Source organism: Lactococcus sp. UBA7128 (assembly GCF_002492185.1).
GTDB lineage: Bacteria > Bacillota > Bacilli > Lactobacillales > Streptococcaceae > Lactococcus > Lactococcus muris.
In genome coordinates this window covers 1-22,443 of record NZ_DKXK01000018.1, presented here as the reverse complement: position 1 = coordinate 22,443, position 22,443 = coordinate 1, and the positions used below count along the sequence as shown (strand labels likewise).

General features: G+C 39.8%; 21 protein-coding genes and 1 tRNA gene. 20 read left to right on the top strand and 2 right to left on the bottom strand.

Features of this window, described 5'->3' with window-relative positions; all coding sequences use genetic code 11:
• Positions 1 to 23: 23 nt before the first annotated feature.
• Entirely contained in the window at positions 24 to 350 is a 327-nt protein-coding gene (locus tag B4H39_RS02175; RefSeq protein WP_202231697.1) for a heavy metal-binding domain-containing protein, read from the top strand.
• A gap of 374 nt (positions 351 to 724) precedes the next feature.
• On the opposite strand, the gene B4H39_RS02170 is transcribed toward B4H39_RS02175, so the two are convergent.
• On the bottom strand, positions 725 to 1,027 hold the full coding sequence (locus B4H39_RS02170) for a GIY-YIG nuclease family protein (RefSeq protein ID WP_202230454.1): 303 nt from the start codon (positions 1,025 to 1,027) through the stop codon (positions 725 to 727).
• Positions 1,028 to 1,132: 105 nt separating this feature from the next.
• On the opposite strand from B4H39_RS02170, the gene uvrA reads away from it, so the two are divergent.
• The 9 genes from uvrA to B4H39_RS02125 all read left to right on the top strand — a co-directional run bounded on the left by uvrA (position 1,133) and on the right by B4H39_RS02125 (position 11,287).
• Complete coding sequence (gene uvrA, locus B4H39_RS02165) at positions 1,133 to 3,952, top strand: excinuclease ABC subunit UvrA (protein WP_286927481.1); 2,820 nt, start codon at positions 1,133 to 1,135, stop codon at positions 3,950 to 3,952.
• Between the two features lie 164 nt (positions 3,953 to 4,116).
• Positions 4,117 to 6,039 carry a fructose-1,6-bisphosphatase gene (locus B4H39_RS02160; RefSeq protein WP_251420872.1) on the top strand — a complete coding sequence of 641 codons (1,923 nt, stop codon included), beginning with the start codon at positions 4,117 to 4,119 and terminating at the stop codon, positions 6,037 to 6,039.
• Positions 6,040 to 6,085: 46 nt separating this feature from the next.
• A complete protein-coding gene (locus tag B4H39_RS02155) occupies positions 6,086 to 6,838 on the top strand; it encodes a MurR/RpiR family transcriptional regulator (RefSeq protein ID WP_251420870.1) in 753 nt (250 codons plus the stop codon).
• A 130-nt stretch (positions 6,839 to 6,968) separates the two neighbouring features.
• Positions 6,969 to 8,111 carry an N-acetylglucosamine-6-phosphate deacetylase gene (nagA, locus tag B4H39_RS02150; RefSeq protein ID WP_251420868.1) on the top strand — a complete coding sequence of 381 codons (1,143 nt, stop codon included), beginning with the start codon at positions 6,969 to 6,971 and terminating at the stop codon, positions 8,109 to 8,111.
• Between the two features lie 150 nt (positions 8,112 to 8,261).
• On the top strand, positions 8,262 to 8,684 hold the full coding sequence (locus B4H39_RS02145; RefSeq protein ID WP_202230459.1) for a PTS sugar transporter subunit IIA: 423 nt from the start codon (positions 8,262 to 8,264) through the stop codon (positions 8,682 to 8,684).
• Complete coding sequence (yajC, locus tag B4H39_RS02140; protein WP_202230460.1) at positions 8,685 to 8,960, top strand: preprotein translocase subunit YajC; 276 nt, start codon at positions 8,685 to 8,687, stop codon at positions 8,958 to 8,960.
• Positions 8,961 to 9,049: 89 nt separating this feature from the next.
• A complete protein-coding gene (gene agaV / locus B4H39_RS02135) occupies positions 9,050 to 9,526 on the top strand; it encodes a PTS N-acetylgalactosamine transporter subunit IIB (RefSeq protein ID WP_202230461.1) in 477 nt (158 codons plus the stop codon).
• Between the two features lie 122 nt (positions 9,527 to 9,648).
• Positions 9,649 to 10,458, top strand: a complete 810-nt coding sequence (locus B4H39_RS02130; RefSeq protein WP_202230462.1) for a PTS mannose/fructose/sorbose/N-acetylgalactosamine transporter subunit IIC — start codon at positions 9,649 to 9,651, stop codon at positions 10,456 to 10,458.
• Entirely contained in the window at positions 10,448 to 11,287 is an 840-nt protein-coding gene (locus B4H39_RS02125; protein WP_202230463.1) for a PTS system mannose/fructose/sorbose family transporter subunit IID, read from the top strand. Before B4H39_RS02130 ends, B4H39_RS02125 begins: the two co-directional genes overlap by 11 nt.
• A 31-nt stretch (positions 11,288 to 11,318) precedes the next feature.
• On the opposite strand, the gene B4H39_RS02120 is transcribed toward B4H39_RS02125, so the two are convergent.
• Positions 11,319 to 12,077, bottom strand: coding sequence for a MurR/RpiR family transcriptional regulator (locus B4H39_RS02120; RefSeq protein ID WP_202230464.1), 759 nt, complete (start codon positions 12,075 to 12,077; stop codon positions 11,319 to 11,321).
• A 156-nt stretch (positions 12,078 to 12,233) separates the two neighbouring features.
• Here B4H39_RS02120 and pfkB point away from each other — a divergent pair, with 156 nt between their 5' ends.
• The 10 genes from pfkB (at position 12,234) to B4H39_RS02070 (ending at position 22,441) form a co-directional block, all read left to right on the top strand.
• Entirely contained in the window at positions 12,234 to 13,166 is a 933-nt protein-coding gene (pfkB, locus tag B4H39_RS02115) for a 1-phosphofructokinase (RefSeq protein ID WP_251420864.1), read from the top strand.
• A 9-nt stretch (positions 13,167 to 13,175) separates the two neighbouring features.
• Positions 13,176 to 15,104 carry a fructose-specific PTS transporter subunit EIIC gene (locus tag B4H39_RS02110; RefSeq protein WP_251420863.1) on the top strand — a complete coding sequence of 643 codons (1,929 nt, stop codon included), beginning with the start codon at positions 13,176 to 13,178 and terminating at the stop codon, positions 15,102 to 15,104.
• Position 15,105: 1 nt separating this feature from the next.
• Positions 15,106 to 15,753: an HAD family hydrolase gene (locus B4H39_RS02105; RefSeq protein ID WP_202230503.1), complete on the top strand. Its 648-nt coding sequence runs from the start codon at positions 15,106 to 15,108 to the stop codon at positions 15,751 to 15,753.
• Between the two features lie 154 nt (positions 15,754 to 15,907).
• The gene (locus B4H39_RS02100) at positions 15,908 to 17,059 is read left to right on the top strand and encodes an SIS domain-containing protein (RefSeq protein WP_251420860.1); all 1,152 of its coding nucleotides are present in this window, start codon (positions 15,908 to 15,910) and stop codon (positions 17,057 to 17,059) included.
• A 14-nt stretch (positions 17,060 to 17,073) separates the two neighbouring features.
• Positions 17,074 to 18,003: a tagatose-6-phosphate kinase gene (gene lacC, locus B4H39_RS02095; RefSeq protein ID WP_251420858.1), complete on the top strand. Its 930-nt coding sequence runs from the start codon at positions 17,074 to 17,076 to the stop codon at positions 18,001 to 18,003.
• A 25-nt stretch (positions 18,004 to 18,028) separates the two neighbouring features.
• Positions 18,029 to 18,886: a class II fructose-1,6-bisphosphate aldolase gene (gene fba, locus B4H39_RS02090; RefSeq protein WP_251420857.1), complete on the top strand. Its 858-nt coding sequence runs from the start codon at positions 18,029 to 18,031 to the stop codon at positions 18,884 to 18,886.
• 857 nt (positions 18,887 to 19,743) lie between these two features.
• Positions 19,744 to 20,163 (top strand): hypothetical protein, encoded by a 420-nt coding sequence (locus tag B4H39_RS02085; RefSeq protein ID WP_202230470.1) that lies wholly within the window; start codon positions 19,744 to 19,746, stop codon positions 20,161 to 20,163.
• The gene (locus tag B4H39_RS02080; protein WP_251420855.1) at positions 20,164 to 21,384 is read left to right on the top strand and encodes a hypothetical protein; all 1,221 of its coding nucleotides are present in this window, start codon (positions 20,164 to 20,166) and stop codon (positions 21,382 to 21,384) included.
• 329 nt (positions 21,385 to 21,713) lie between these two features.
• Entirely contained in the window at positions 21,714 to 21,917 is a 204-nt protein-coding gene (locus B4H39_RS02075; protein ID WP_202230472.1) for a DUF2969 family protein, read from the top strand.
• Between the two features lie 452 nt (positions 21,918 to 22,369).
• Positions 22,370 to 22,441, top strand: a tRNA-Gln gene (locus tag B4H39_RS02070).
• The last annotated feature ends 2 nt before the right edge of the window (positions 22,442 to 22,443 follow it).

Genomic DNA, 22,443 nt, shown 5'->3' with positions numbered 1-22,443 from the left:
TATAATGAAAAAAGGAGAGCAAAATGGAAGATATCTTAGTTCTTACAATGAATGACGCCCCAGGTTATCGTGTTGTTGAGGTCTATGGTGAAGTATTTGGACTTACAACCCGTTCACGTAACGCTTTTTCAAGTGCAGGTCAGCAACTAAAAACAATTGTTGGGGGTGAAATCGCTGGTTACACAAAGCTTCAACATGAAACGCGTGCAAGCGCTATTGAACGTCTTACACAAGAAGCAAGAGAGAAAGGTGCAAATGCCGTGCTTGCTATGCGCTTTGATTCTTCAACTTTTGGAAATGTAGACTCCGTTGCTGCGTACGGAACTGCCGTTAAATTGGAAAAAATATAAAAAAATGCAAACTTGATGTTTGCGTTTTTTATAAATGAATAATGGCTAAACTGATAAGAACAGTTAAAAGAATTAAATATAAACCAAAAAGAATAAAATGAGGAATTTTATTGTACAATAATCTCAGATATACTGAGAACAAGCTAAGAATGAAGAGTATGATAAAATTCTGGACGGAAATATGTTTAAAGATAAATACCCAAACGAGAGTGACTAAAGCCAATGCACCAAGCACAACGATGAAGTTTAATAAAATTCTTTTCATAAATAAATCCTTTGCTTTTATGTTACGCCAAGGTGACATACAGGTTTATTATATAACATTTATTAAGCTAAAAACAATATTATGTATTCAGGAGAAAAGAAAAGGAAACCTATTTTTCCTTTTCTTTTGCTGCAAGTGCTTTTTCAAAGTTTTCTTTGATTGCTTTAGCTTGGATTATTTTTAATTTTTGTGAACGTGTGAGTTTATTTTTAAACCACCATTCGCATTTTAAGGCTGTTTTTTTGTCAGAAAATTCAACGGAAGTTAACAGCTTAAGCGGGCGGCGAGCTTTGGTGTATTTGGCTCCTCTGCCAGAATTGTGCATTTCTAGACGTTTGGCAACATCATCGGTGTAGCCACAATAAAGCGTATCATCTGCGCAACGTAGAACATAGACAAAATAAGATTTCATGATAAGGCTATTGTACCTTAAAATATAGTATAATTGAAGTATCTTTATCGAAAATAAGAAAATTCAATCCTGAATATACGGGATAGAGCTGAGAAGGAAAGAAAAATGCCTCAAGATAAAATTGTTATACATGGTGCGAGAGAGCATAATTTAAAAAATATAGATGTCACTATTCCACGTGATAAGTTAGTCGTTGTTACAGGTGTTTCTGGCTCAGGAAAATCATCCTTGGCTTTTGAAACACTTTATGCGGAAGGACAGCGCCGGTATGTAGAGTCGCTTTCTGCCTATGCACGTCAGCTCCTTGGCAATATGGATAAGCCTGATGTAGACAGTATTGACGGACTATCGCCTGCAATTTCTATAGATCAAAAAACAACCAGTAAAAATCCGCGTTCCACTGTTGGAACAGTGACGGAGATTAACGATTATCTCCGTTTACTTTTTGCGCGTGTCGGAAAACCTTTCTGTATCAATGGACACGGACAAATTTCAGCCCAGTCTGTTGAAGAGATTGTTGATCAGATTCTTGAACTGCCAGAAAAAACGCGTTTGCAGATTTTAGCTCCGATTGTGCGTGGCAAAAAAGGGCAGCATGTCAAGGTGTTTGAGCGCATTCAAAAAGAAGGTTATGTACGTGTCCGTGCGGATGGTGAAGTTTATGATGTCACAGAAGCACCTGAACTTGATAAAAATAAAAAGCATAATATTGAAGTTGTTATTGACCGTATTGTTGTAAAAGAAGGTATTCGTTCACGTTTGTTTGACTCTGTCGAAGCAGCCCTCCGTATTGCTGAAGGTTACGTCATTGTGGATAAGATGGATGGAGAAGAGCTTCTTTTCAGTGAGTTTTATGCCTGTCCTGTCTGTGGCTTTACAGTTCCTGAGTTGGAACCGCGTCTCTTTTCATTTAATGCGCCTTTTGGTTCTTGTCCGGACTGTGATGGTCTCGGAATGAAAAATGAAGTCGATCCTGACTTGGTTATTCCAGATGACAGTAAGACCTTGCGTGAAGGAGCCATAGTGGCTTGGAATCCTATTTCATCAAATTATTATCCAACCATGTTGGAGTGTGCATGCCGTGACTTTGGGATTGACATGGATACGCCATGGGCAGACTTACCTGAGGAACACAAAAATCTGATCCTTAACGGTTCAGGTAAACGAGAGTTTCATTTTCATTATGTCGGTGATTTTGGTAATGTGTCTGATAAAGACATGGTTTTCCCTGGGATTATCAATAATATCAACCGTCGCTTCCGCGAAACTTCAAGTGATTATACACGTGAATACTTGCGCGGCTACATGACAGAGTTGACATGTACGACTTGTCATGGCTATCGTTTGAACGATCAAGCCCTTTCTGTCAAGATTGACGGCAAGCATATCGGCGAGTTTTCAAATTTTGCGATTGGAGCCGGTTTAGACTTTCTTGGACAACTTATTTTAACTCCAAATGATGAGAGGATTGCTCGACCTATCGTGAAGGAGATTAAGGACCGCTTGTCTTTCTTGAAAAATGTAGGACTAGACTATTTGACGCTGTCACGGGCTTCAGGTACTTTATCAGGTGGAGAATCGCAACGTATTCGTTTAGCGACACAGATAGGTTCTAACCTCTCAGGTGTTCTTTATATTCTTGATGAGCCATCAATTGGTCTGCATCAAAGGGATAATGACCGCTTGATTGAATCCCTGCAAAAAATGCGTGACTTAGGCAACACACTTATTGTGGTTGAGCATGACGAAGATACGATGAAAGCCGCAGACTGGTTGATTGATGTCGGACCAGGCGCTGGAGATTTAGGGGGAGAAATCATCGCTGCTGGAACGCCGAAACAAGTAGCGAAAAATAAAAAATCCCTGACAGGACAATACTTATCAGGAAAACGTTCCATCCCTGTACCCGAGAAGCGCCGTAAGATAGACAAAAAGCGTATGGTTAAGGTTATCGGTGCATCAGAAAATAACTTACAAAATATCGACGCTCAATTCCCTCTCGGGATTATGACAGCTGTAACCGGTGTTTCAGGTTCCGGTAAATCAACCTTGGTTAATTCGATTTTGAAGAAAACCTTGGCGCAAAAACTCAATCATAATTCAGAAAAACCAGGTAAACATAAAAAAGTTACCGGTTATGAAGAAATTGAACGTTTGATTGATATTGACCAATCGCCGATCGGACGTACTCCACGTTCAAATCCAGCAACCTATACCTCTGTTTTTGATGACATCCGTGGACTCTTTGCGGAAACCAATGAAGCCAAAATACGTGGCTACAAAAAAGGACGTTTTTCATTTAACGTCAAAGGCGGACGTTGTGAAGCTTGTTCGGGTGACGGTATTATCAAGATTGAGATGCACTTTCTTCCAGATGTGTATGTCCCATGTGAAATCTGTCATGGTAAACGTTATAACTCAGAGACCTTGGAAGTACATTATAAAGGAAAAAATATTTCGGAAGTTCTTGACATGCGCGTGTCGGATGCTTTGGAATTCTTCCGTCATATTCCAAAAATTGAGAGAAAATTGCAAACTATCGTTGATGTCGGCTTAGGCTATGTTACTTTGGGTCAACCAGCCACAACCTTATCTGGTGGTGAAGCGCAACGGATGAAACTGGCTTCTGAGTTACAAAAACGCAGTACAGGCAAGAGCTTTTATATCTTGGATGAGCCCACAACAGGCTTGCACAGCGAAGATATCGCTACATTGATTAAAGTTTTGGACCGCCTAGTGGATCAAGGCAATACCATCGTGGTTATTGAACATAATCTTGATGTGATTAAGACGGCTGACTACATTATCGATCTCGGGCCAGAAGGTGGTGCTGGCGGCGGAACTGTTTTAGCTACTGGGACACCAGAAGAAGTTGCTAAGGTTGAGCAATCTTACACCGGGCAGTATTTGAAACAAAAATTATAATTGACAAATTTAAAAGGAGTAAAGTTCAAACTTTGCTTTTTTTATTGTGTAAAGAACTAAGGAATAACTATTATTAAAGTAAGCGCTTTACTAAAAATGTTAAAAATAATATAATGTAGGCATGTTGCTTTATGAAGAAACAAGTTTAGAGGAGAGAATCAAATATGGACGAGAAATACTACAAACTGTTGAAGGAACAATTTGTCTCAAAAGAAGCAGTCTTAACGGAAATTATAAATCTCAGTGCCATCTGTGAGCTACCGAAAGGAACAGAACACTTTGTCAGTGACCTTCATGGGGAGTACGATGCCTTTAATCATGTCCTCCGCAACGGATCAGGCTCAATCAAAGAAAAGCTCCGTGAGTGCTTTCCTGACTTAGACCCAACAGAAATTTCGGAGCTTGCGACCTTGATTTATTACCCAGAAGAGAAACTGGCTTCAAAAGAGAGCCAACTTTCTCAAGATGCTTTTGCCTACTATTGCCGGGAAAATCTGATTTTCTTATTGAAACTCGCGCGCTTTGCGGGGAAAAAATATACACGGTCTAAAGTACGTAAAGCCTTTCCTGAAAAATTCCGCTATATTCTTGAGGAATTAAAACATGAAGTTGAGTCTAGTTCAGAGAAACAGGCATATTTTGACTCCATCATTGAAAAACTTCAGCATCTTGGAGAACTTCCGAACTTAATCATTGCTCTTGCGGATAGTGTGAGACGTTTGACGGTCGATCATTTACATGTCGTGGGTGATATTTACGATCGAGGCCCTTATCCTGATAAAATTATCGATCGGCTGATAAGTATGCCTTCAGTTGATATCCAATGGGGCAACCATGATATTATTTGGATGGCCGTTTTGGCAGGTTCGTCGCTTGCAATGATGAACGTTATTCGTATCAGTTCCCGTTATGGTAATCTGGATATTCTTGAAGATTCTTATGGGATTAATCTTCGTCCACTGATTGAGTATGCAGAGCGTTATTATGAGCCCAGTCCTGCATTTGCACCTCGTCTGACGGAGGGAGAGTATCTGTCACAGGAAGAATGTGACTTGTTAAACAAACTCCAACAGGCGACAGCCATTTTACAGTTTAAGTTAGAAAGCCAGTTGATTGCAAGACGCCCAGAGTTTCATCTGGCAGAGCGTGATGTGCTGCATTTTATTAATTATGAAGAAAACCGCATTGAACTAAAGGGAAAGTTTTATGATCTGAAAGAATTTCAAGCACCCACAATTAATCCAGATAAACCAGAGGAATTAACGGATGAAGAAAAGATTCTCTTAAAGAAGTTACTAAAGAACTTCAAAGCCTCACAGAAACTGAAACAGCACATTGATTTTCTTCTGGAAAAAGGGTCGATGTATCTTTCTTACAATGGGAATCTTCTAATTCATGGGTGTTTACCGCTGCATGAAAACGGTGATTTCAAATGTTTTAGACTTGAGGGAGAGGCTTACTCTGGACGTGAATTGCTGGATCTTTTTGAATACCACGTGAGAAAGAGTTTGGCGCATCCTGATAGAGAAGAAGATTTATCCACAGACCTTCTCTGGTACCTGTGGGTTGGAGAATCCTCCTCACTTTTTGGCAAAGAGGCGATGACAACCTTTGAGCGTTATTATATTGCTGATAAGGCGACACATGTGGAGAAGAAAAACCCATATTATCAATTAAGAGAAAATCCAGAAACGATTAGCCGTATTTTGAAAAATTTTGGTATGGATGAAAAAGGGCATATTATCAACGGACATACACCTGTTAAGGAAAGAAAAGGTGAGGCGCCGATTAAGGCAGGTGGCAAGCTGATTGTCATTGACGGCGGCTTTTCAAAGCCTTATCAAAAAGAAACAGGTATAGCTGGATACACCTTGCTTTATAACAGCTACGGTATGCAGCTGGCAGCACATGAGCCTTTTAAAACAATCAAAGCAGCTGTCGAGGAAGGGAGCGACATTGTCAGTGTTAAGAGATTGGTTGATAGGGTTGAGAAGAGAACATGTGTCAAGGATACCAATATTGGGAAAGAGTTTTTAAAGACAATTGAAGACTTAGAGTATCTTTTCGAAAACTATGAAAAATATTAATTTGGGATATCCAAAGATAAATGGTTCAATAATAAAGGAGTAACGAATGAAAACATTGAGTGAAGCAGAGTCGTATTGTTGGAACCATATCCAAGACAATCTAAATCGGATCCCAAATTTATCTATCTCTATATTGGCAACAGAGTCACATGTGAGTGTTTCAACAGTCAACAGAACCTTGAAAAAAATGGGCTACGAAGGTTACTCAGACTTTAAACAAACCATTCGTAATACCAAAAATGAACGACGGAAGAATGGTTTTTCTAAAGAAGTCAATCAAGCGATTCGCAAAAATGAAATAGAAATTACACGCACCATTAATCAACTCTCAGCAGATGATATTGAAGTTGCCATCAAACTGATCAATCATCACAGCAAAATTATGATTTTTTGTGCGGGCCTAAGTGCCAATGTTGCGAGGGAAATGATGGATAAGCTGCAACTTTTTGGAAAACTTTGTGTGATTCATGATGATTTTGACTATATGCAGTATTTTGCAAGTAAAGCCAACCGTGATTATTTAATCGTTGCTTTCTCTTTGAGTGGTGAGACACCAGAGATTGCTCAAGCGCTGCATAAGGCAAAAAATCGTGGGGCGAAGATTATTGCTCTCGTTGGCGCCATGCCCAGCTCTATTGGAAGTCAGGCGGATGTTTGCATTCATGCCTATAAGTCCACACAAAAAACGATTAATTTTGGTTTGGATGTCGGCAGTCGCCTATGTTTACAAGTTGTGAATCGCATCTTGTTGGATGCTTTTGCCCTTTACAAAAATTTAGCTCCAATTAGGGAAGATTAAATGTACCAAGCAGAGGTTGTAAGACCTCTGCTTTTTTTGGGAAAAGTTTCCGACCACTCAAAGGGTATTTCGGAAAATTTTCCCCCTATTTCTGATTTATACTAAGAAAAAAGACAAATGGAGGCAAGGTATGACTTACTATATTAAAGCAGATAAATTTTTCTATCCTTATCACACGCTCAGTGGCGGCTATTTAGAAATTAAAGAGGGCAAATTTGGTAAACACAGACAAGAAGTTCCTAAAGATGCTGAGGTTAAAGATTATACAGGATACTGGATTGTGCCAGGATTGGTGGATACACATATACATGGTTTCGATGGCGCAGATGTGATGGATGGGCAGTCAGAGCTTCTTGATAAGATGAGCCAGGGCTTACTTAGAGGAGCTGTAACTTCTTGGATCGCGACACCATTGACAGGGGAACATGGGCGTCTCAGAGAAGTCTGCGAAGCAGTTGGAAATTATAAACCAAGGGTTACAGGAGCCAAAATACAAGGACTTTTCTTTGAAGGACCATACTTTACTGCTCAGCATAAAGGTGCCCAAAATCCCGCTTATATGACAGATCCAAATGTGCAAGAATTCGAAAACTGGAACCAAGCAGCGCATGGTATGATTCGAAAAATAGCCGTTGCACCTGAAAGAGAAGGAAGTATCGAATTTATCCGAGCTTTAACAAAGCGAGGAATCACGGTTGCTTTGGGGCACTCTAACGCTACTTTAGCCCAAGCAACAGCAGCAGTAGAAGCGGGAGCTACTGTCTTTGTCCATACCTTTAATGGCATGAGTCCCTTTAACCATCGGGAACCCGGAATGGTTGGTGCGGCACTGAGCCTTCCGAATACCTATGCCGAGTTGATCTGTGACGGACATCATGTTCATCCGACAGCGGCTAAAATATTAATTCAAAGTAAGGGGGCAGCGCACACGGTCTTGATTACGGATGCGATGCGTGCTGCAGGAATGCCCGATGGAGATTATATGCTGGGAGAATTTCCTGTACGTGTCGAAGGAGGCGCGGTCCATCTTAAAGAAGGAGATAGTTTGGCTGGCTCTGTCCTCATGTTAAAGGATGCGATTAAAAATGTGGTAGACTGGGGCATTGCAACACCAGAGGAAGCCATTATGATGGCAAGCTTGACTGCTGCGAAGTCCGTCAATATCGATGATTGCTGTGGGCAGATTAAAGAAGAGTACAGTGCAGATTTCATCGTTCTAGGCCCTGATATGCAACTTTCGGAAGTGTATGTAGACGGTGAACGGGCGATATAATTCTAAAAATTGAATTTACGCATCAACTAAACAAAATAGTTGTAAGCGGTTAATTTGGAAAAGTTTACCAAAATGTTACTTAATATTTGGAAAAATTTCCTACAATCTATAGCTTATAATAAAAATAAATTTAGAAGACAAGGAGAAATGATGAAAGCTTTAATTTCTGGCCATGCGCATTTTGCAGAAGGCATGAAGAGCGCAGTCGAATTAATTACTGGTCCACAGGTAGACTTGCTCACACTTACTTTTGATGAAGCAACTAACCTTGAAGAATATCAAAACGCTTTAAATGATTTTTGTAAAAGTGGTGAAGAAGTAGCTATTTTTACGGACTTACTTGGAGGGACACCTTTTAATAAAGCGATGATAGCTAAAGGGGATAAGAAAAAGGTGCATATTTTTACGGGCACGAATCTTCCCATGCTGATTGAGTTTGTTTCTCAAGAAATGATGGGAGCAGAAGTTGATTTAATGCTTGACTTGTCTGTTTCCACAGCTAAAGATGGCGTCACTCTTGACTTAGAGCTTGGCAAAAAAGTGCAAGAAGCTGAAGAAAGTGATGGCATCTAGATGACAGCACAATTTATTATCAACAGTTCACTTGTTTTTATTGGTTTTATTCTTCTAGGCGGTGCTTTTTATAGCATAGTTAGTGGTCTGCAGTTTAGCAAGCGTAAAAAAGTTATCGCCGAGTTGCATCAGACTCTTGCTGTAGGGAGTGAAGTCATGTTTAGTGGCGGATTGACGGGAATTATTACTGACTTAGATGAAGAATTCTGTCGCATCAAGCTTGCGGATAAGTTGGTGATTAAAGTTTCGCGTTATGCCATCACGCAGATATTGTAAAAGGTTCATTTTCCTAGTTTCTAGGTTAGTTAATAAAATTTAAATACGGATGCTCAGTCTCCGCTTTGATATTAAGAAAGGTCATTATTATGCCAAATATTTTACTTACTCGTATTGACAACCGCTTGATTCACGGTCAAGTTGCCACACAGTGGAACAGCTTTGTCGGTTCAAACCTTTTGCTTGTCGCAAATGATGATGTGGCAAGCAATCCACAGCGTCAAGCACTGATGGATATGGCCGCACCGACTGGAGTGGCTACACGCTACTTTAGTGTTCAAAAGACTATTGATATTATCAGTAAAGCTGCGGATCGTCAGTTGATTTTCATTATCTGTGAAAACCCACAAGATGTTTTACGTCTTGTTGAAGGTGGCGTACCCATTAAAAAAGTGAATATCGGTAATATGCACATGTCAGAAGGAAAACGTCAAGTTGCAACTGTCATTGCTGTGGATGACGATGATGTGGCAGCTTTTAAGAAACTGAAAGAACTGGGTGTTGAGCTTGAGATACAGCGCGTGCCAACTACACCCGTAGAGCCACTCGGAAAGCTCTTTAATTAATTTAGTTTAGGGAACAAGAGTTTTTGATGAGGAAGGTGTATTTAGGATGAAGGTGCTTATCCTTGATCGCGCACTACTTATTTCGAATCAAAAATCATAAAAAAATATAAGGAGAAAAACTTATGGATGCTTCCATTTTTCAGATTATTTTGATCTTTGCAGTGACTTTTGTTGTCGCCATTGACCAATTTAGTTTACTTCAATCTTTGTACCAGCCTATCGTTACAGGTTTGGTCATCGGTCTTATTCTTGGTGATGTTCAAACCGGTTTGATTGTCGGGGGGACTTATCAACTGATGACCATTGGTAACATGCCGGTCGGAGGAGCTCAACCACCGAATGCGGTTATCGGAGGGATTATGGCAACAGTTCTTGCCATTTCACTTGGGTTAGAACCAGCAGCGGCCGTTGCTACTGCCATCCCATTTTCACTACTCGGACAATATGGTGTAACTTTAATCTTCACAGTTATGGCACCGGTAATGGGTGTTGCGGATAAATATGCCGAAGAAGCAAACCCAGCCGGAATTGCTAAAATTAACTGGCTTGCTATGTGTGCGCTCGGTACTATCTTTGGTATTGTTGTTACGCTCTTTTTCGTCGGTGGACAAGCCTTTGGCGATACTGTAGTAAATGCTATCCCAGCCTGGCTTATGAGTGGACTCGGTGCAGCAGGAAATATGATGCGCTATGTCGGTTTTGCAATCTTGATTAAGGTCATGGTTTCCAAAGAACTTTGGGGATTCTACTTCCTTGGGTTTGTACTTGCAGTTATCGTTACTGGTATCGAAGCTCTTAAAGGACCAGCATTACTTTTACTCGCCGTCATCGGTTTTGCATTCGCCTATTGGGATTTCCAAATGAATACAAAACTCAAAACAGCTGCCCCTGCAGCATCAGCTAGTGAAGGAGATTATGAAGATGGTATTTAATATTCCTGATAATTATTCTAATCAAACGCCAGCACCACAACTTGATAAGAAAACACTCAACAAAATGGTTTGGCGCTCCGTTTACCTCCAAGCATCTTTTAACTATGAGCGGATGCAAGCAGGTGGTTGGCTCTATTCTATCTTGCCCGGCTTGGAAAAAATCCACACGGACAAAAAAGATCTGTCAGCTTCAATGGCGCACAACTTAGAATTTTTCAATACACACCCATTTCTGGTTAACTTTGTCATGGGGATTGTGCTTTCACTTGAGCAAAATAAAACAGATATTCAAACGATACGTGCTGTCCGTGTCGCAGCGATGGGACCTCTTGGAGGGATTGGTGATGCGCTCTTCTGGTTCACGCTTGTACCAATCACCGCCGGTATTACAGCCAATATGGCCATTGCTGGAAATATCGCAGCACCGTTCATCTTCCTCTTGATTTTCAATGCTGTACAGTTCGGCTTGCGTTACTTCTTGATGCATTGGTCTTACCGAAAAGGAACAGATGCCATTAGCATCATGACTGCTAATGCAAAAGAATTTACACGTGCGGCCTCTATCCTTGGGATTTTCGTAGTTGGAGCCTTGACTTCAGCTATGGGGGCTACTTCAGTAAATATAGTCATACCAAACGGCGAAGCTAAAATTAATATTCAATCCATCTTAGATGGTATCTTGCCATCAATGTTGCCGTTAGGATTAACTTTGCTCTTGTTCTATCTCATGCAAAAGCACAAGTGGACACCGATTCGTTGTATCCTTTTGCTCCTCTGTCTGGGTATTCTCGGCTCAGGAATCGGTATCTGGCCTTCAATCTGGCCGTAACAAGGAAAAAGTAAGTGCGCTTGTTCCACACTTACTTTTTTTGTGTTTCTTTTTTTCTTAAGGCATAAGAATCCAGTAATATCCGTGAAAGAATGGTCAGAGGAAGTCGTGAGCGTACTTCATAGTCTGGGAAAAAGGAGCCGTCTGATTTAAAACCAACTAGAGCAACGTCAGAGAGGGCAGCTAGCGTAGATTCACCAGCTGTCGTAAGAAGAAGCGTTGCAATATTGTGCTGCTGGCAATTTTGCGCAGCATTTACCAGCTCTGGAGTTTCACCATTTAAAGAAATGAAGAGGACAGCATCTTCAGGAGATAACTTTTTACTCATGATTTTGATGATTTCAGGATCGGTAAAGAACTCACAGTATTTTTCTGTCAGTTGAAACTTGGTCATCATCTCTTGAGCGACCATTTCGGAAAAACCGCGGGCAAACAAAATGAGCCGTCTTGAAGCAGTGATGATCCGAATTGCTTCTTCAAGTTTTTGAATGTTAATCATCGAGAGGGTCCGCATCACTTCTTGTTCATTTTTGGTAATGACGAAACGAATCCCTTCATCCTCTTGATCAAACTGTGAAAAATCCTCATGTAACTTTCTTCGTTCTTTAAGTTTATACTTGAAGTCGGCATAGCCAGAATAGCCTTTTTTCTTTAGTGTACGTACGATTGTTGCCGTTGAAACCGCAGCTTCAACACTTAATTCAGCAATGGAATAGTTAGGGATTTCTATAATATTACGCTCAATATAATTCCATAAATATTGCTCAGAGTCACTTAGTTTAGTACTCACAGTATATACCTCCCTATTTTTCAAAAATTATTAACCTAAGTATAGCAAATTTAAAAATAGAAGTGTAACATTTTTCAGAAATGTCAAAAACTTGTAAGCGCGTACAAAAATAATGCGCTATGATAAGACTATGATAAAAAGAAAGTGAGGTGTTCAATGATCTACACAGCTACACTAAATTTAGCCATTGATCTTTTTATTGACACCAAGGAGATGTCTCCTAAAATAGTAAACCGTACAGACGAGTACGATGTTCAAGCCAATGGAAAAGGAGTCAATGTTTCTTTAATCTTGCAGAAACTCGGAGTGGCAAGTACAGCACTGGGATTTAAGGCTGGATTTACTGGAAATTTCATCGAAGACACGCTCCGAAATGAAGGCATCCACACAGAATTTATCGAAGTGGACGGTATAACCAGAATCAACGTTTTTACACATGTAAAAAAAGAAAATATGGAATATAAGCTGGTTAATAAAGGGCCAAAAGTTACACCTGAGCAAGTGGAAATGTTTTTAAAGCAAGTGCATCAACTCAAAGCAGGGGATTACCTTTGTTTATCTGGCAGTTTTTCCGAAGGTGTTCCGTCTACACTCCTAAGAGAGGTTGCTGCGGTTTGTCAAGAGAACAAGGTGAAACTCATTATTGATACCAGCTATGCCGAAATACTGGATACTTTGCCTTACGAACCTTTTTTACTTAAACCCAATGATGAGGAACTGGCACACTGGTTTAATGTGGCGCTAAAAACGCCAGAAGATGTGATTGATTACGGTAAAAAATTGGTGGAGCAGGGAGCGAAAAATGTTTTGATTTCCTTGGGAGAAAAAGGTGCCTTGTTTATCAATTCGGACCAAATCTTAGCCGTCAATGCACCACAAGGAGAAGTTGTCAACACAGCTTGTGCAGGCGATAGCCTGCTTGGAACTTTCTTAGCCGGAATAATCAAAAATGAAGCTATCGGAAAAAATTTGCAAACAGCAATTGCAGCTGGCTCTTCTACAGCTTTCCAAAAGGGCTTGACTGACTTTTCCGATGTGCCACGGCTGATGGAGCAAATTACTGTTACTGAAATTATGAATAAACTATAAGGAGGATTTATGGGAAACTATAAAATAATCGCTGCGACAGGTTGTCCAACAGGGATAGCGCACACGTTTATGGCACAGGAAGCTTTAGAAGCGGCAGCAAAAAAAGCAGGTGTATCAATCAAGGTGGAAACACATGGACAGATTGGTGTAGAAAATGAATTGACAAACGAGGACATTCGTCATGCTGAAGCTGTAATTATTGCAGCCGATAAAGATGTCCATGCAGAGCGTTTTGCTGGAAAACGTATCATTGAAGTTTCTGTTTCAGCAGGGATTAAAGAGGCAGACCGCTTGATTAAAGATGCCTTAGCTGGCAAAGGGAAAATCAAGGACGGAACAGCAACTATGGAAAATTCTTCCACCGTACCAGATGTATCTAAAATCGGGCACAGCATCTACAAAAACCTTATGAATGGTGTCTCGCATATGCTGCCTTTCGTTGTTGCTGGTGGTGTTCTGATTGCGATTTCCTTTGCAGTTTGGGGGATTCATTCTGCAGAACCCGATCACGCAACATATAATGCCACAGCAGCGATGATCAAGGATATTGGCGGACAAGCTATGGGAATGATGGTCCCAATATTGTCAGCTTTCATTGCCGAAAGCATTGCTAAACGTCCCGCGCTTGTTGCAGGTTTGATTGGTGGTATCGTAGCAAATGCTGGTGGTGCAGGTTTCTTAGGAGGAATTCTATCAGGTTTCTTGGCGGGATACTTGATTCTTTTCCTTCAAAAACTCTTGCGTAAGATGCCCAAATCTCTTGATGGATTAAAAGCTGTCTTTATTTTACCGGTTCTAGGAGTCGCAATTGTCGGAATAGCTATGTATTTGCTAGCAGGTCCTATGGAAACCATCAATCAGGCCATGATGAACTTCTTGGCTGGATTTGAAAACAGTAACCCGATTGTTTTAGGACTTATTGTTGGTTCAATGTGTGCCTTTGATATGGGAGGGCCGGTCAACAAAGCTGCCTATGTTACAGGTACAGCGCTCTTAGCTCAAGGGAATTACTCCTTTATGGCAGGTGTGTCGGCTGCTTGTATTGCGCCGCCATTGATTACAAGTATTGCAACGTTTGCGTTTAGAAAATATTACAATACTGAAGAACGTAATGCAGGGCTTGTGAACCTCATCTTAGGTTCCACACATATCACTGAGGGAGCAATTCCTTTCGCAGCTAAAAATCCCTTGATTATTTTGCCTATTTTTATGGTGGGGTCTTCAATCGCTTCAATTTTAACTTATCTTTTCGGAGTAAAGGTTCCCGCGCCACATGGAGGATTTCTGGTTTTACCTGTTGTCACAGGTGCTTTCCAATGGGTTTTATCAATTTTGATTGGTTCAGCAGTAGGTGGAATTTTACTTGGTCTCTATCAAAAACGTCGCTGGGAGAAGGAAAAACGTGAAAATAAAGAATTAGCCACTGAAGAAATTCTAGCTCCCTCAGCATTCCTTTCTGAAAATGATGTCTTTCTCAATCAGACATTCAATACACGAGATGAAATGTTCGACTTTTTAGCAGAAAAAACAGTCCAACGAGGTATCGCTACGGACAAGGAAGAAGTCAAAGAAAAGTTAGTGGCACGTGAACTCGAAGGAACAACAGGCATGATGGACGGCTTTGCTATCCCACATGCTAAATCGTCAAATATTAATAAAGCCAGTTTGATTATTGTAAAAAATGAGAAAGGCATTGCTTGGGACAGCTTAGATGGGCAACCGATTACTTTTGTCATCGGACTTTTTATCCCCGAACATCAAAAAGGTACAGCACACCTGCAATTGCTCTCATCTGTCGCAAAAATGCTCATGATACCAGCGGTGATTGACCAGTTAAAAGCAGCGGACAGTCAAGCAGAGATTGTGTCAATCATTAACCAAAAACTCGCTGAAAATAGTGAAGAAGCTTCAGAAAACCTTGCATATGCAGGAGTATAAGATGAGCTTTAATACGATTATCTTTGACATGGACGGCGTATTGGTCGATACGGAGTATCATTATGCCCAAGTATTTGATGCTTTTTTCGAGAAAAAGGGCATTCCGATCGCCCATCTAAATCGCCGTGAACTTTTAGGTCGTCCTCTGAGAGACTTGTGGCCGTTCATTTTGGGAGAGGATTTTGATAAGGAAGAAGCGGCAAGGTTACAAAAAGAGTTCTTCACCTATAAAAAAAGGAGCCATTTTCCCATCGAGGAAATGCTCTTTCCCGATGTGAAAGTTGTGCTGCAACGCTTGTCTGAAACAAAACTAAAGATTGGTTTAGCCTCAAGTTCGTCACACGAGGAAATTGCAGAAGTTCTAGATACACACAATCTTCGTAAATATTTTGAGGTTATTTCATCTGGCGAAGATTTTGCAGCGTCCAAGCCCCATCCTGCCGTTTATTTGTCTGCCATGGAGCAGTTGAATGCCAGAGCATCTGATGTGCTTGTCATTGAAGATTCACCTAATGGAATCACAGCTGGAAAAGCAGCGGGCGCAACGGTTTGGGCGCTTAGAGACCAACGATTTGGCAGTGACCAGAGTCAGGCGGACAGGTGCGTTGAGCATTTAACTGAAGTACTGGAACTTCTCGGTTTTTCATGATGTGACGAAATAATTCTATGGAGCATTGAAACATCCCCTTGAAATCAGGAAAAATTTCCGTTTTGATAAAGTGCCATTTGGAAAATTTTCCTATGCTTATCACCTTATAATAGACACCATAAGCTTAAAGAAAAATAGAAATCGAGGGAATAATATGCTTCAATTACCAGAAGAACGACTCAAAGAACTAGGTGCGGCTATCACCGTTAAAGAAACTTTAGGGCAGCCAGAATTATGGCGCAAGGTTTTCGGAGAATACGCAGAAAGAAAAACAGAAATTGATGCTTTCTTAGCAAAACTGATCGAAAAACATGGCTTTATCCGAGTTATTTTCACTGGGGCAGGTAGCTCGCAGTATGTGGGGGACACCGTACTTAAAAGTTTAATTGAGCTGGGAGATACGGAACATTTCCGTTTTGAATCAATCGGAACAACAGATATCGTAGCGGCCCCACAAGCTACTTTGGAGCAGAATACACCGACCTTGTTGGTTTCGTTTGCGCGCAGCGGAAACTCCCCTGAATCTGTTGCAGCGGTCAACATTGTCGAAGAGCTTGTCCAAGACAGTTATCAGCTGGTGATTACTTGCGCCAAAGAAGGCAAGCTCGCTCAGCAAGCCCTCACCATGGAAAATGCGTTGACTTGTATCCTGCCAGATGAGTCTAACGATAAAGGTTTTGCAATGACGGGTTCATGCAGTTCAATGACGCTTTTATCAACGCTTATTTTTTCAACAGAAGAACTTTCGGATAAAGAAAAGCAGGTCAGCATTACCGCGGATTTGGCTACAGATGTTTTTCAGCGAGAAACGGAAATTGTAAGTTTTCTCAATGATGATACAGACCGTATGGTTTATGTGGGCTCAAGTACACTTTCAGGTTTTGTACGTGAAGCTCAACTCAAGGTTTTGGAATTAACAGCAGGAAAAATAGCAACCATGTTTGACAGCTCGATGGGCTTCCGTCATGGACCTAAATCTTTCATTAATGAAAATACTGTCGTTTTCGTATTTGCTGCCAATAACGCTTATACACGTCAATATGACTTGGATCTCTACAAAGAGGTTGCCGATGATGCAATTGCTCAACGAACAGTCGTCATTGGACAACATCTTACGGAAGGTTTTGCTTATAAAGAAGCACCAGCACTCAAGGAGGCTTATCTCGTCTTCCCAGCATTTGCTTTTGCTCATGTCATTGCCTTGAATGCTTCAATTTTGGCGAAAAATACGCCTGATACACCTTCAGCATCAGGCACAGTCAACCGTGTCGTAAAAGGAGTGATTATCCATCCTCTGGAAAAATAGGAGAGCAGTAAACCATGAGTATTTTAACAGTCACACTCAATCCTGCGATCGATATTTCTTATCCATTGGAAACCTTTCACTTAAACACGGTCAATCGTGTGGCACAGGTTGGTAAAACGGCTGGTGGTAAAGGGCTCAATGTCTCACGTGTGCTGAAAGAATTAGGTGCAGATGTCTTGGCGACAGGCTTTGTTGACGATATCTTAGGTGCGGAGATTGTCGAGAACTTAAAAAGTGAAGGCATTGATAGTCGATTTACTAAGATTTCTGGAAAGACACGCAACTGTATCGCGATTTTACACGAAGGGCAACAGACCGAGATTTTAGAAAAAGGGCCACGGATTTTAAGGGAAGAAGCAGAAGGATTTATTGACAATTTTAAAGCAATATTAGCTGAAGTTGAAGCAATTGCCATTTCAGGTTCTCTGCCTGATGGCTTACAGGAAACTTTCTATTCTGACCTTATCGCAATTGCCAACAAGCAGGAGAAAACAGTTGTTTTGGATTGTTCGGGGCGCACACTTGAAGCAGTGCTTAAAACCCCAGATAAACCAAGTGTAATCAAACCCAACTTGGAAGAGTTGACGGATTTGTTAGGGAAAGAAGTCACCTTAGAAAATATCAAAGAAAGTTTACAGGATAGGCTTTTTAACGGTATCGAGTGGATTGTGGTTTCTCTTGGAAAAGAAGGCGCATTTGCTAAAGTTTCGGATGACTTTTATCGTGTGAAAATCCCCAAAATAGATGTCGTAAATCCTGTCGGATCCGGCGATGCGACTGTTGCAGGCCTTGTTTATGGGATAAGTCAGCATGAAAGGGTTGAGAATACCTTGAAAGGTGCTAACGTATGTGGCATGCTCAATGCGCAGGAGGCGAAGACAGGTCATATTAATCGGACGAATTATCAAGCTTTGTTTGACCAACTCAAAGTAGAAAAAATATAAAACAAAGACGCTAAGAGGAGAAAAAATGGTACTTGTAAAAAGTAAAGAAATGATAGACAAGGCATTTAAAAATGGCTATGCCATTGGTGCCTTTAATGCAGAAAATATGGAAATGGCGGAAGCAATCGTAGAAGCAGCCGAAGAGATGCATGCACCCGTCATTGTCCAAACAACGTCAGGTACGCTCAATACGACACCACCAGAAATGTTCTACCACATGGTTAAAGCAGCAGCAGACAAGGTCTCAGTGCCTGTAGTGCTGCACCTTGATCATGGGGATGATTTTGAACGTGTGGCACGTTGTTTACGCACAGGTTATACTTCAGTGATGATTGATGCTTCGAAAAAGCCATTTGAAGAAAATGTCGCAATAACCGAAGAAGTGGTCAAGATGGCGCATTCGATGGGGATTCCCGTTGAAGCCGAACTAGGTATCGTTGGTGGCAAAGAAGATGGAAATAATGCGGAAACGGTAGCTTTCACTGACCCAGAAGAAGCTGAAAAATTTGTCAAAGCGACAAATGTTGACTTTTTAGCTATCGGTATCGGCAACTCACACGGCTTTTACAAAGCAGAGCCAAAGTTACAATATGACGTCTTAGAAGCTGTCAAAGCGAAAACAGGCGATGTACCATTGGTGCTTCACGGAACATCAGGTATCCCTGATGAAGATGTTTCAAAAGCCGTTGCTATGGGGATTGCTAAAGTTAACTATGCCACTGAACTTCGCGCTGTTTTCACAAATGCCATTAAATCTTACCTCTCCGAAGATGAAAAAGTCGTAGATCCGAAAAAGTACAACTCCGTAGCTAAACAAGCCGTTAAAGAACTTGTGAAACAAAAAATTCAAGTGCTTGGTTCTGATGGGAAAGCTGGAGAGTGAGGCTGAGTAGAAATATAAAAGTTTTCAGTACCTCCGAATAATCGGTAGTAGGAATAAGTTAAAGAACCGTTAGTTTGCCAAGCCAGACGGTTTTTTATTTTTTCATCAATCGGGCGATAAACATTGGTAAAACGATTAGAAAACTGTCTATTTCAAAAACAATGAATAGTACTTTATTAGCAATAAGAATACTCCTTTCTGTTGAAGCTTGTATTCACATTCATAAGTACATCCTTCAAAAAACAGTGTTTATTAAACTTTTACACATTGTAAAAAGCAACATAGGATAAGAAGCTTTACTTGATTTCAAAACCTTAAGATTTCTTGACAACATCGAAAATTGAATGATAAAATAAAAATGTGAGGAAAAGAACAATCTTTTTGCTTTTGTACTGAACGGACGCGCTTCATAAAAGAGCAATAAATTTTTAGATGGACTATAGAAAGTTAAAAAAGTATTTTAGGTGTTATGTCTATTGTTATTATTTTGGGAGATTGAGCACATAAGAAGAATTTAGAAAATCAAAGACAATCAGCATTATCATAAAAAGAAGAACCTTATGCGACTAAGGCAGTATTTGCAACTGAAGGAAATAGCGCTGGAAATGGCTATTCTTGGGTTGTAGGAACGGAATATTTCGTATATCCCCTAAGACAAAGAATGTCTGAATTATACATCCTAGGGCATGGTGAAAGTTCAACTAAAAAAGACTCATGAGAGGTAACTTATAGTAATGAAAAACGTGAAGTTACCAAATGAAGATTATTCCTAATGATTATCAAGTTTTAGCTGATATTACTTTAAAAGTCATTTTTTAAATTCAAAAAGTAGAAGAAATTGAAAAGGAAATGAGCAAATGAAGATAAAAAAACAAATGAAAATAATGATTATTTGTTTTATGGCTATTGTTGGAGTAGGATTTTTTTGGAGATTACACATGAATAAAGAAAATATAAAAAAAGAAAAACAGCAATTATCTGAAGTTGTGAAAATGGAAAAGATTGCGGCTGAGCAAGTGAAAAATACTTATTCAGGTTTAAAAAAAATAGATTTCGATAAAGATTATTCTTATGATTCAATGACTGGTTTTACATTGGTGAATGTCACAGTTTCAACCGACTCAGTGAGCAAGTCAAACTTTAGCATCTCCATGACTCTTAATGACAAAGAAAATGAAAATTATGTGGGTTCTATTGCGCGTCCAAAATTACAGAATGGTAAAACAGAATCGCTAGTAAAAGTTATTTACTCTGATGGTTCTATAGGAGAACAATAAATGAATAGTGATAAAATATTAAGAGATTTGAATCAGCAAGTATATTTAGTGGATCCAGCATATAAAGGTGGGAAGTACGTGACCTATGTCGCTAAATCAGATAATCAACTTAAGTCAAGGGAAGAAAATACTCTCAAATTATCTGGTGGTCAAGAATTTAGAGTTATCTCTGTTGAAAATGGGAAATGGGGATTTCAAGGAATGGCAGTTGCACCAGTCAAAGGAGGTCATGTAGATTATAGTCAAGTTACGGTGGTAGCTGCTGGAACTGATCCAAGTCAGCCTATTGATTTATTGGAAGCCCTCGATGCAGCAACGGATATAGGTTCTCTTCAAGAATCCTCTGCTGAACAATTTGTTCAAGATATAATGGAAAATCATCCAAACTGGAAAATAACTCAACTTTCTGGATATTCTCAGTCAGCATATATGCTCAAAGTCGGAGCCAAATTTCATATTCCTACAACTGTTTTTAATGGCTGGTTTCAGTATGGTTCGCTGTCTAAAAAGGAAAAAGAATTTATGAAGAGTCATTCAGATTGGTTTATTAATTATCGGAGAAAGAATGATAATGTAACAGTGTGGAATGACTTTAACTCAGAATTTTTTAATAGTGAAGATTATGGTACCATAGTTTGGTTAGATGGAGATAGTCATGATTTAGCAGATTGGAAATTTGATAAAGATGGAATGGTCAAACTTCCAAAATCTTCGGCTATGACTGCTGCTCGTATAAAACAAAGTCAAAGTCTTTTAAATGTTAGATTTTCACAAGCAATGTTTCAATTGGAATATCTTCGCACTAATTTTTTGGAAAGTGGAGGTGGACTATCCTCATCAGAAGAAATATATTTGGACTCTGCCCAAGCTCTAGCCATTGTTTCTACTGCTAGGGCTGAATTTAACTTGGCTTTGAGTAAAGTTATGAAACTTTATCAAGATGGGATCAAACAAGTAGAGGAACACTGGCAAGAAACACTATCTGAAGCTATGAGTATAGGCAATCAGTTGGATAAATGGGAAGTTTATGAAGCTCTTGAAGAGGCAGGTTTCACTCATGAGGCTATTGTGGGCACTCCTACACAAATATACCAACACAAGATAAGTCAAGTGAAGCGCACGAGTGAAAAGTTCGAAAATCTTGAGAATAAGATTAAGGCTAAAATTTCGGAGGTAGTCTCTAGAGATCAGGAGTTGGCGCAAGAACTGAAATCTTTATAGAAATGAACGAGTCGTGAAAGAAGTATGTCCCTTTAATTTATAGACTAAATAATTGCTGGACTCTATTTTGTTTAGTAATCTTTTATGACGAACAGTATGTGATTGAGGAAGCTCACTGAGAATCAATGCTAAAGAAAATAAATTTACCTCTATTTGAAAATCCTGACATAGAGACAAATATGAACTAAAGTACCTAGCAGTTTATTCACTATTTATTGGGTTAATGAACGAGATCTTGCACAAAAGAATAGCGTGACAAAAGTCAATCAAAATGGTATCATTGAACAGTTGAGGAAAGTGCCTCAAAAAGAATGATAAGGAGACTGATTATGCCTAAGAAAAAAGATACAGAAATTGAAATTATTGATACAGAAACAGGTGTTCAAGTAAAATCAGGGAAAAAAATTATTGCTGAAATCACTGAGGAAAATGGCAGCTTCGTGGCTGTAAGTTCGGGAAAAGAAATTGCTGTTACCCGTGAGTTTTCTGAGGCACTGGAAGAAGCAATAAAAGCTTATAATTTAGGTGTATAATAATGTAAAACCTATGATGAAGATGAATCCCCCCGATATTGAAGTTCATTCGCCAATCAGTCAAGGTGGGTTAACGAATTTTTCGAGGCTTCCATATTTTTCAAAAGATAAAAATAAATGAGCGACAGCGTTCACACAAAGTTTTTTGTCGGGCGCTTCTTTTTAGTTCATGACGAACAATTGGACAAAAGAATTTGAAAAGCAAAGTTATTCATGTGAAAGGACAGGTAAAAGGACAGCGATAGAAGTTGCAACCACAGGAATGGAGGCACATGAATAAAGCTCAGTTTCTGAATTTTGAAAAGCAGAATAAGTCAGTTTAAAGTTTATGGTTTGAAAATATATAAAAACAGAAGGGACAAAAATCTTGCTTCTTCTTTGAAAAAAAAGTAAATTCTTGAAATCCATGAATAAATTTGATAAAATACTTACTGTTGTCGAAAGATAGGCAATGGGGTATAGCCAAGCGGTAAGGCAAGGGACTTTGACTCCCTCATGCGTTGGTTCGAATCCAGCTACCCCAGTT

Bases quoted from the DNA above. Each gene is read 5' to 3' on its own strand.
- B4H39_RS02175 (WP_202231697.1), top strand. From the start codon at position 24: ATGGAAGATATCTTAGTTCTTACAATGAATGACGCCCCAGGTTATCGT.
- B4H39_RS02170 (WP_202230454.1), bottom strand. From the start codon at position 1,027: ATGAAATCTTATTTTGTCTATGTTCTACGTTGCGCAGATGATACGCTT.
- uvrA (WP_286927481.1), top strand. From the start codon at position 1,133: ATGCCTCAAGATAAAATTGTTATACATGGTGCGAGAGAGCATAATTTA.
- B4H39_RS02160 (WP_251420872.1), top strand. From the start codon at position 4,117: ATGGACGAGAAATACTACAAACTGTTGAAGGAACAATTTGTCTCAAAA.
- B4H39_RS02155 (WP_251420870.1), top strand. From the start codon at position 6,086: ATGAAAACATTGAGTGAAGCAGAGTCGTATTGTTGGAACCATATCCAA.
- nagA (WP_251420868.1), top strand. From the start codon at position 6,969: ATGACTTACTATATTAAAGCAGATAAATTTTTCTATCCTTATCACACG.
- B4H39_RS02145 (WP_202230459.1), top strand. From the start codon at position 8,262: ATGAAAGCTTTAATTTCTGGCCATGCGCATTTTGCAGAAGGCATGAAG.
- yajC (WP_202230460.1), top strand. From the start codon at position 8,685: ATGACAGCACAATTTATTATCAACAGTTCACTTGTTTTTATTGGTTTT.
- agaV (WP_202230461.1), top strand. From the start codon at position 9,050: ATGCCAAATATTTTACTTACTCGTATTGACAACCGCTTGATTCACGGT.
- B4H39_RS02130 (WP_202230462.1), top strand. From the start codon at position 9,649: ATGGATGCTTCCATTTTTCAGATTATTTTGATCTTTGCAGTGACTTTT.
- B4H39_RS02125 (WP_202230463.1), top strand. From the start codon at position 10,448: ATGGTATTTAATATTCCTGATAATTATTCTAATCAAACGCCAGCACCA.
- pfkB (WP_251420864.1), top strand. From the start codon at position 12,234: ATGATCTACACAGCTACACTAAATTTAGCCATTGATCTTTTTATTGAC.
- B4H39_RS02110 (WP_251420863.1), top strand. From the start codon at position 13,176: ATGGGAAACTATAAAATAATCGCTGCGACAGGTTGTCCAACAGGGATA.
- B4H39_RS02105 (WP_202230503.1), top strand. From the start codon at position 15,106: ATGAGCTTTAATACGATTATCTTTGACATGGACGGCGTATTGGTCGAT.
- B4H39_RS02100 (WP_251420860.1), top strand. From the start codon at position 15,908: ATGCTTCAATTACCAGAAGAACGACTCAAAGAACTAGGTGCGGCTATC.
- lacC (WP_251420858.1), top strand. From the start codon at position 17,074: ATGAGTATTTTAACAGTCACACTCAATCCTGCGATCGATATTTCTTAT.
- fba (WP_251420857.1), top strand. From the start codon at position 18,029: ATGGTACTTGTAAAAAGTAAAGAAATGATAGACAAGGCATTTAAAAAT.
- B4H39_RS02085 (WP_202230470.1), top strand. From the start codon at position 19,744: ATGAAGATAAAAAAACAAATGAAAATAATGATTATTTGTTTTATGGCT.
- B4H39_RS02080 (WP_251420855.1), top strand. From the start codon at position 20,164: ATGAATAGTGATAAAATATTAAGAGATTTGAATCAGCAAGTATATTTA.
- B4H39_RS02075 (WP_202230472.1), top strand. From the start codon at position 21,714: ATGCCTAAGAAAAAAGATACAGAAATTGAAATTATTGATACAGAAACA.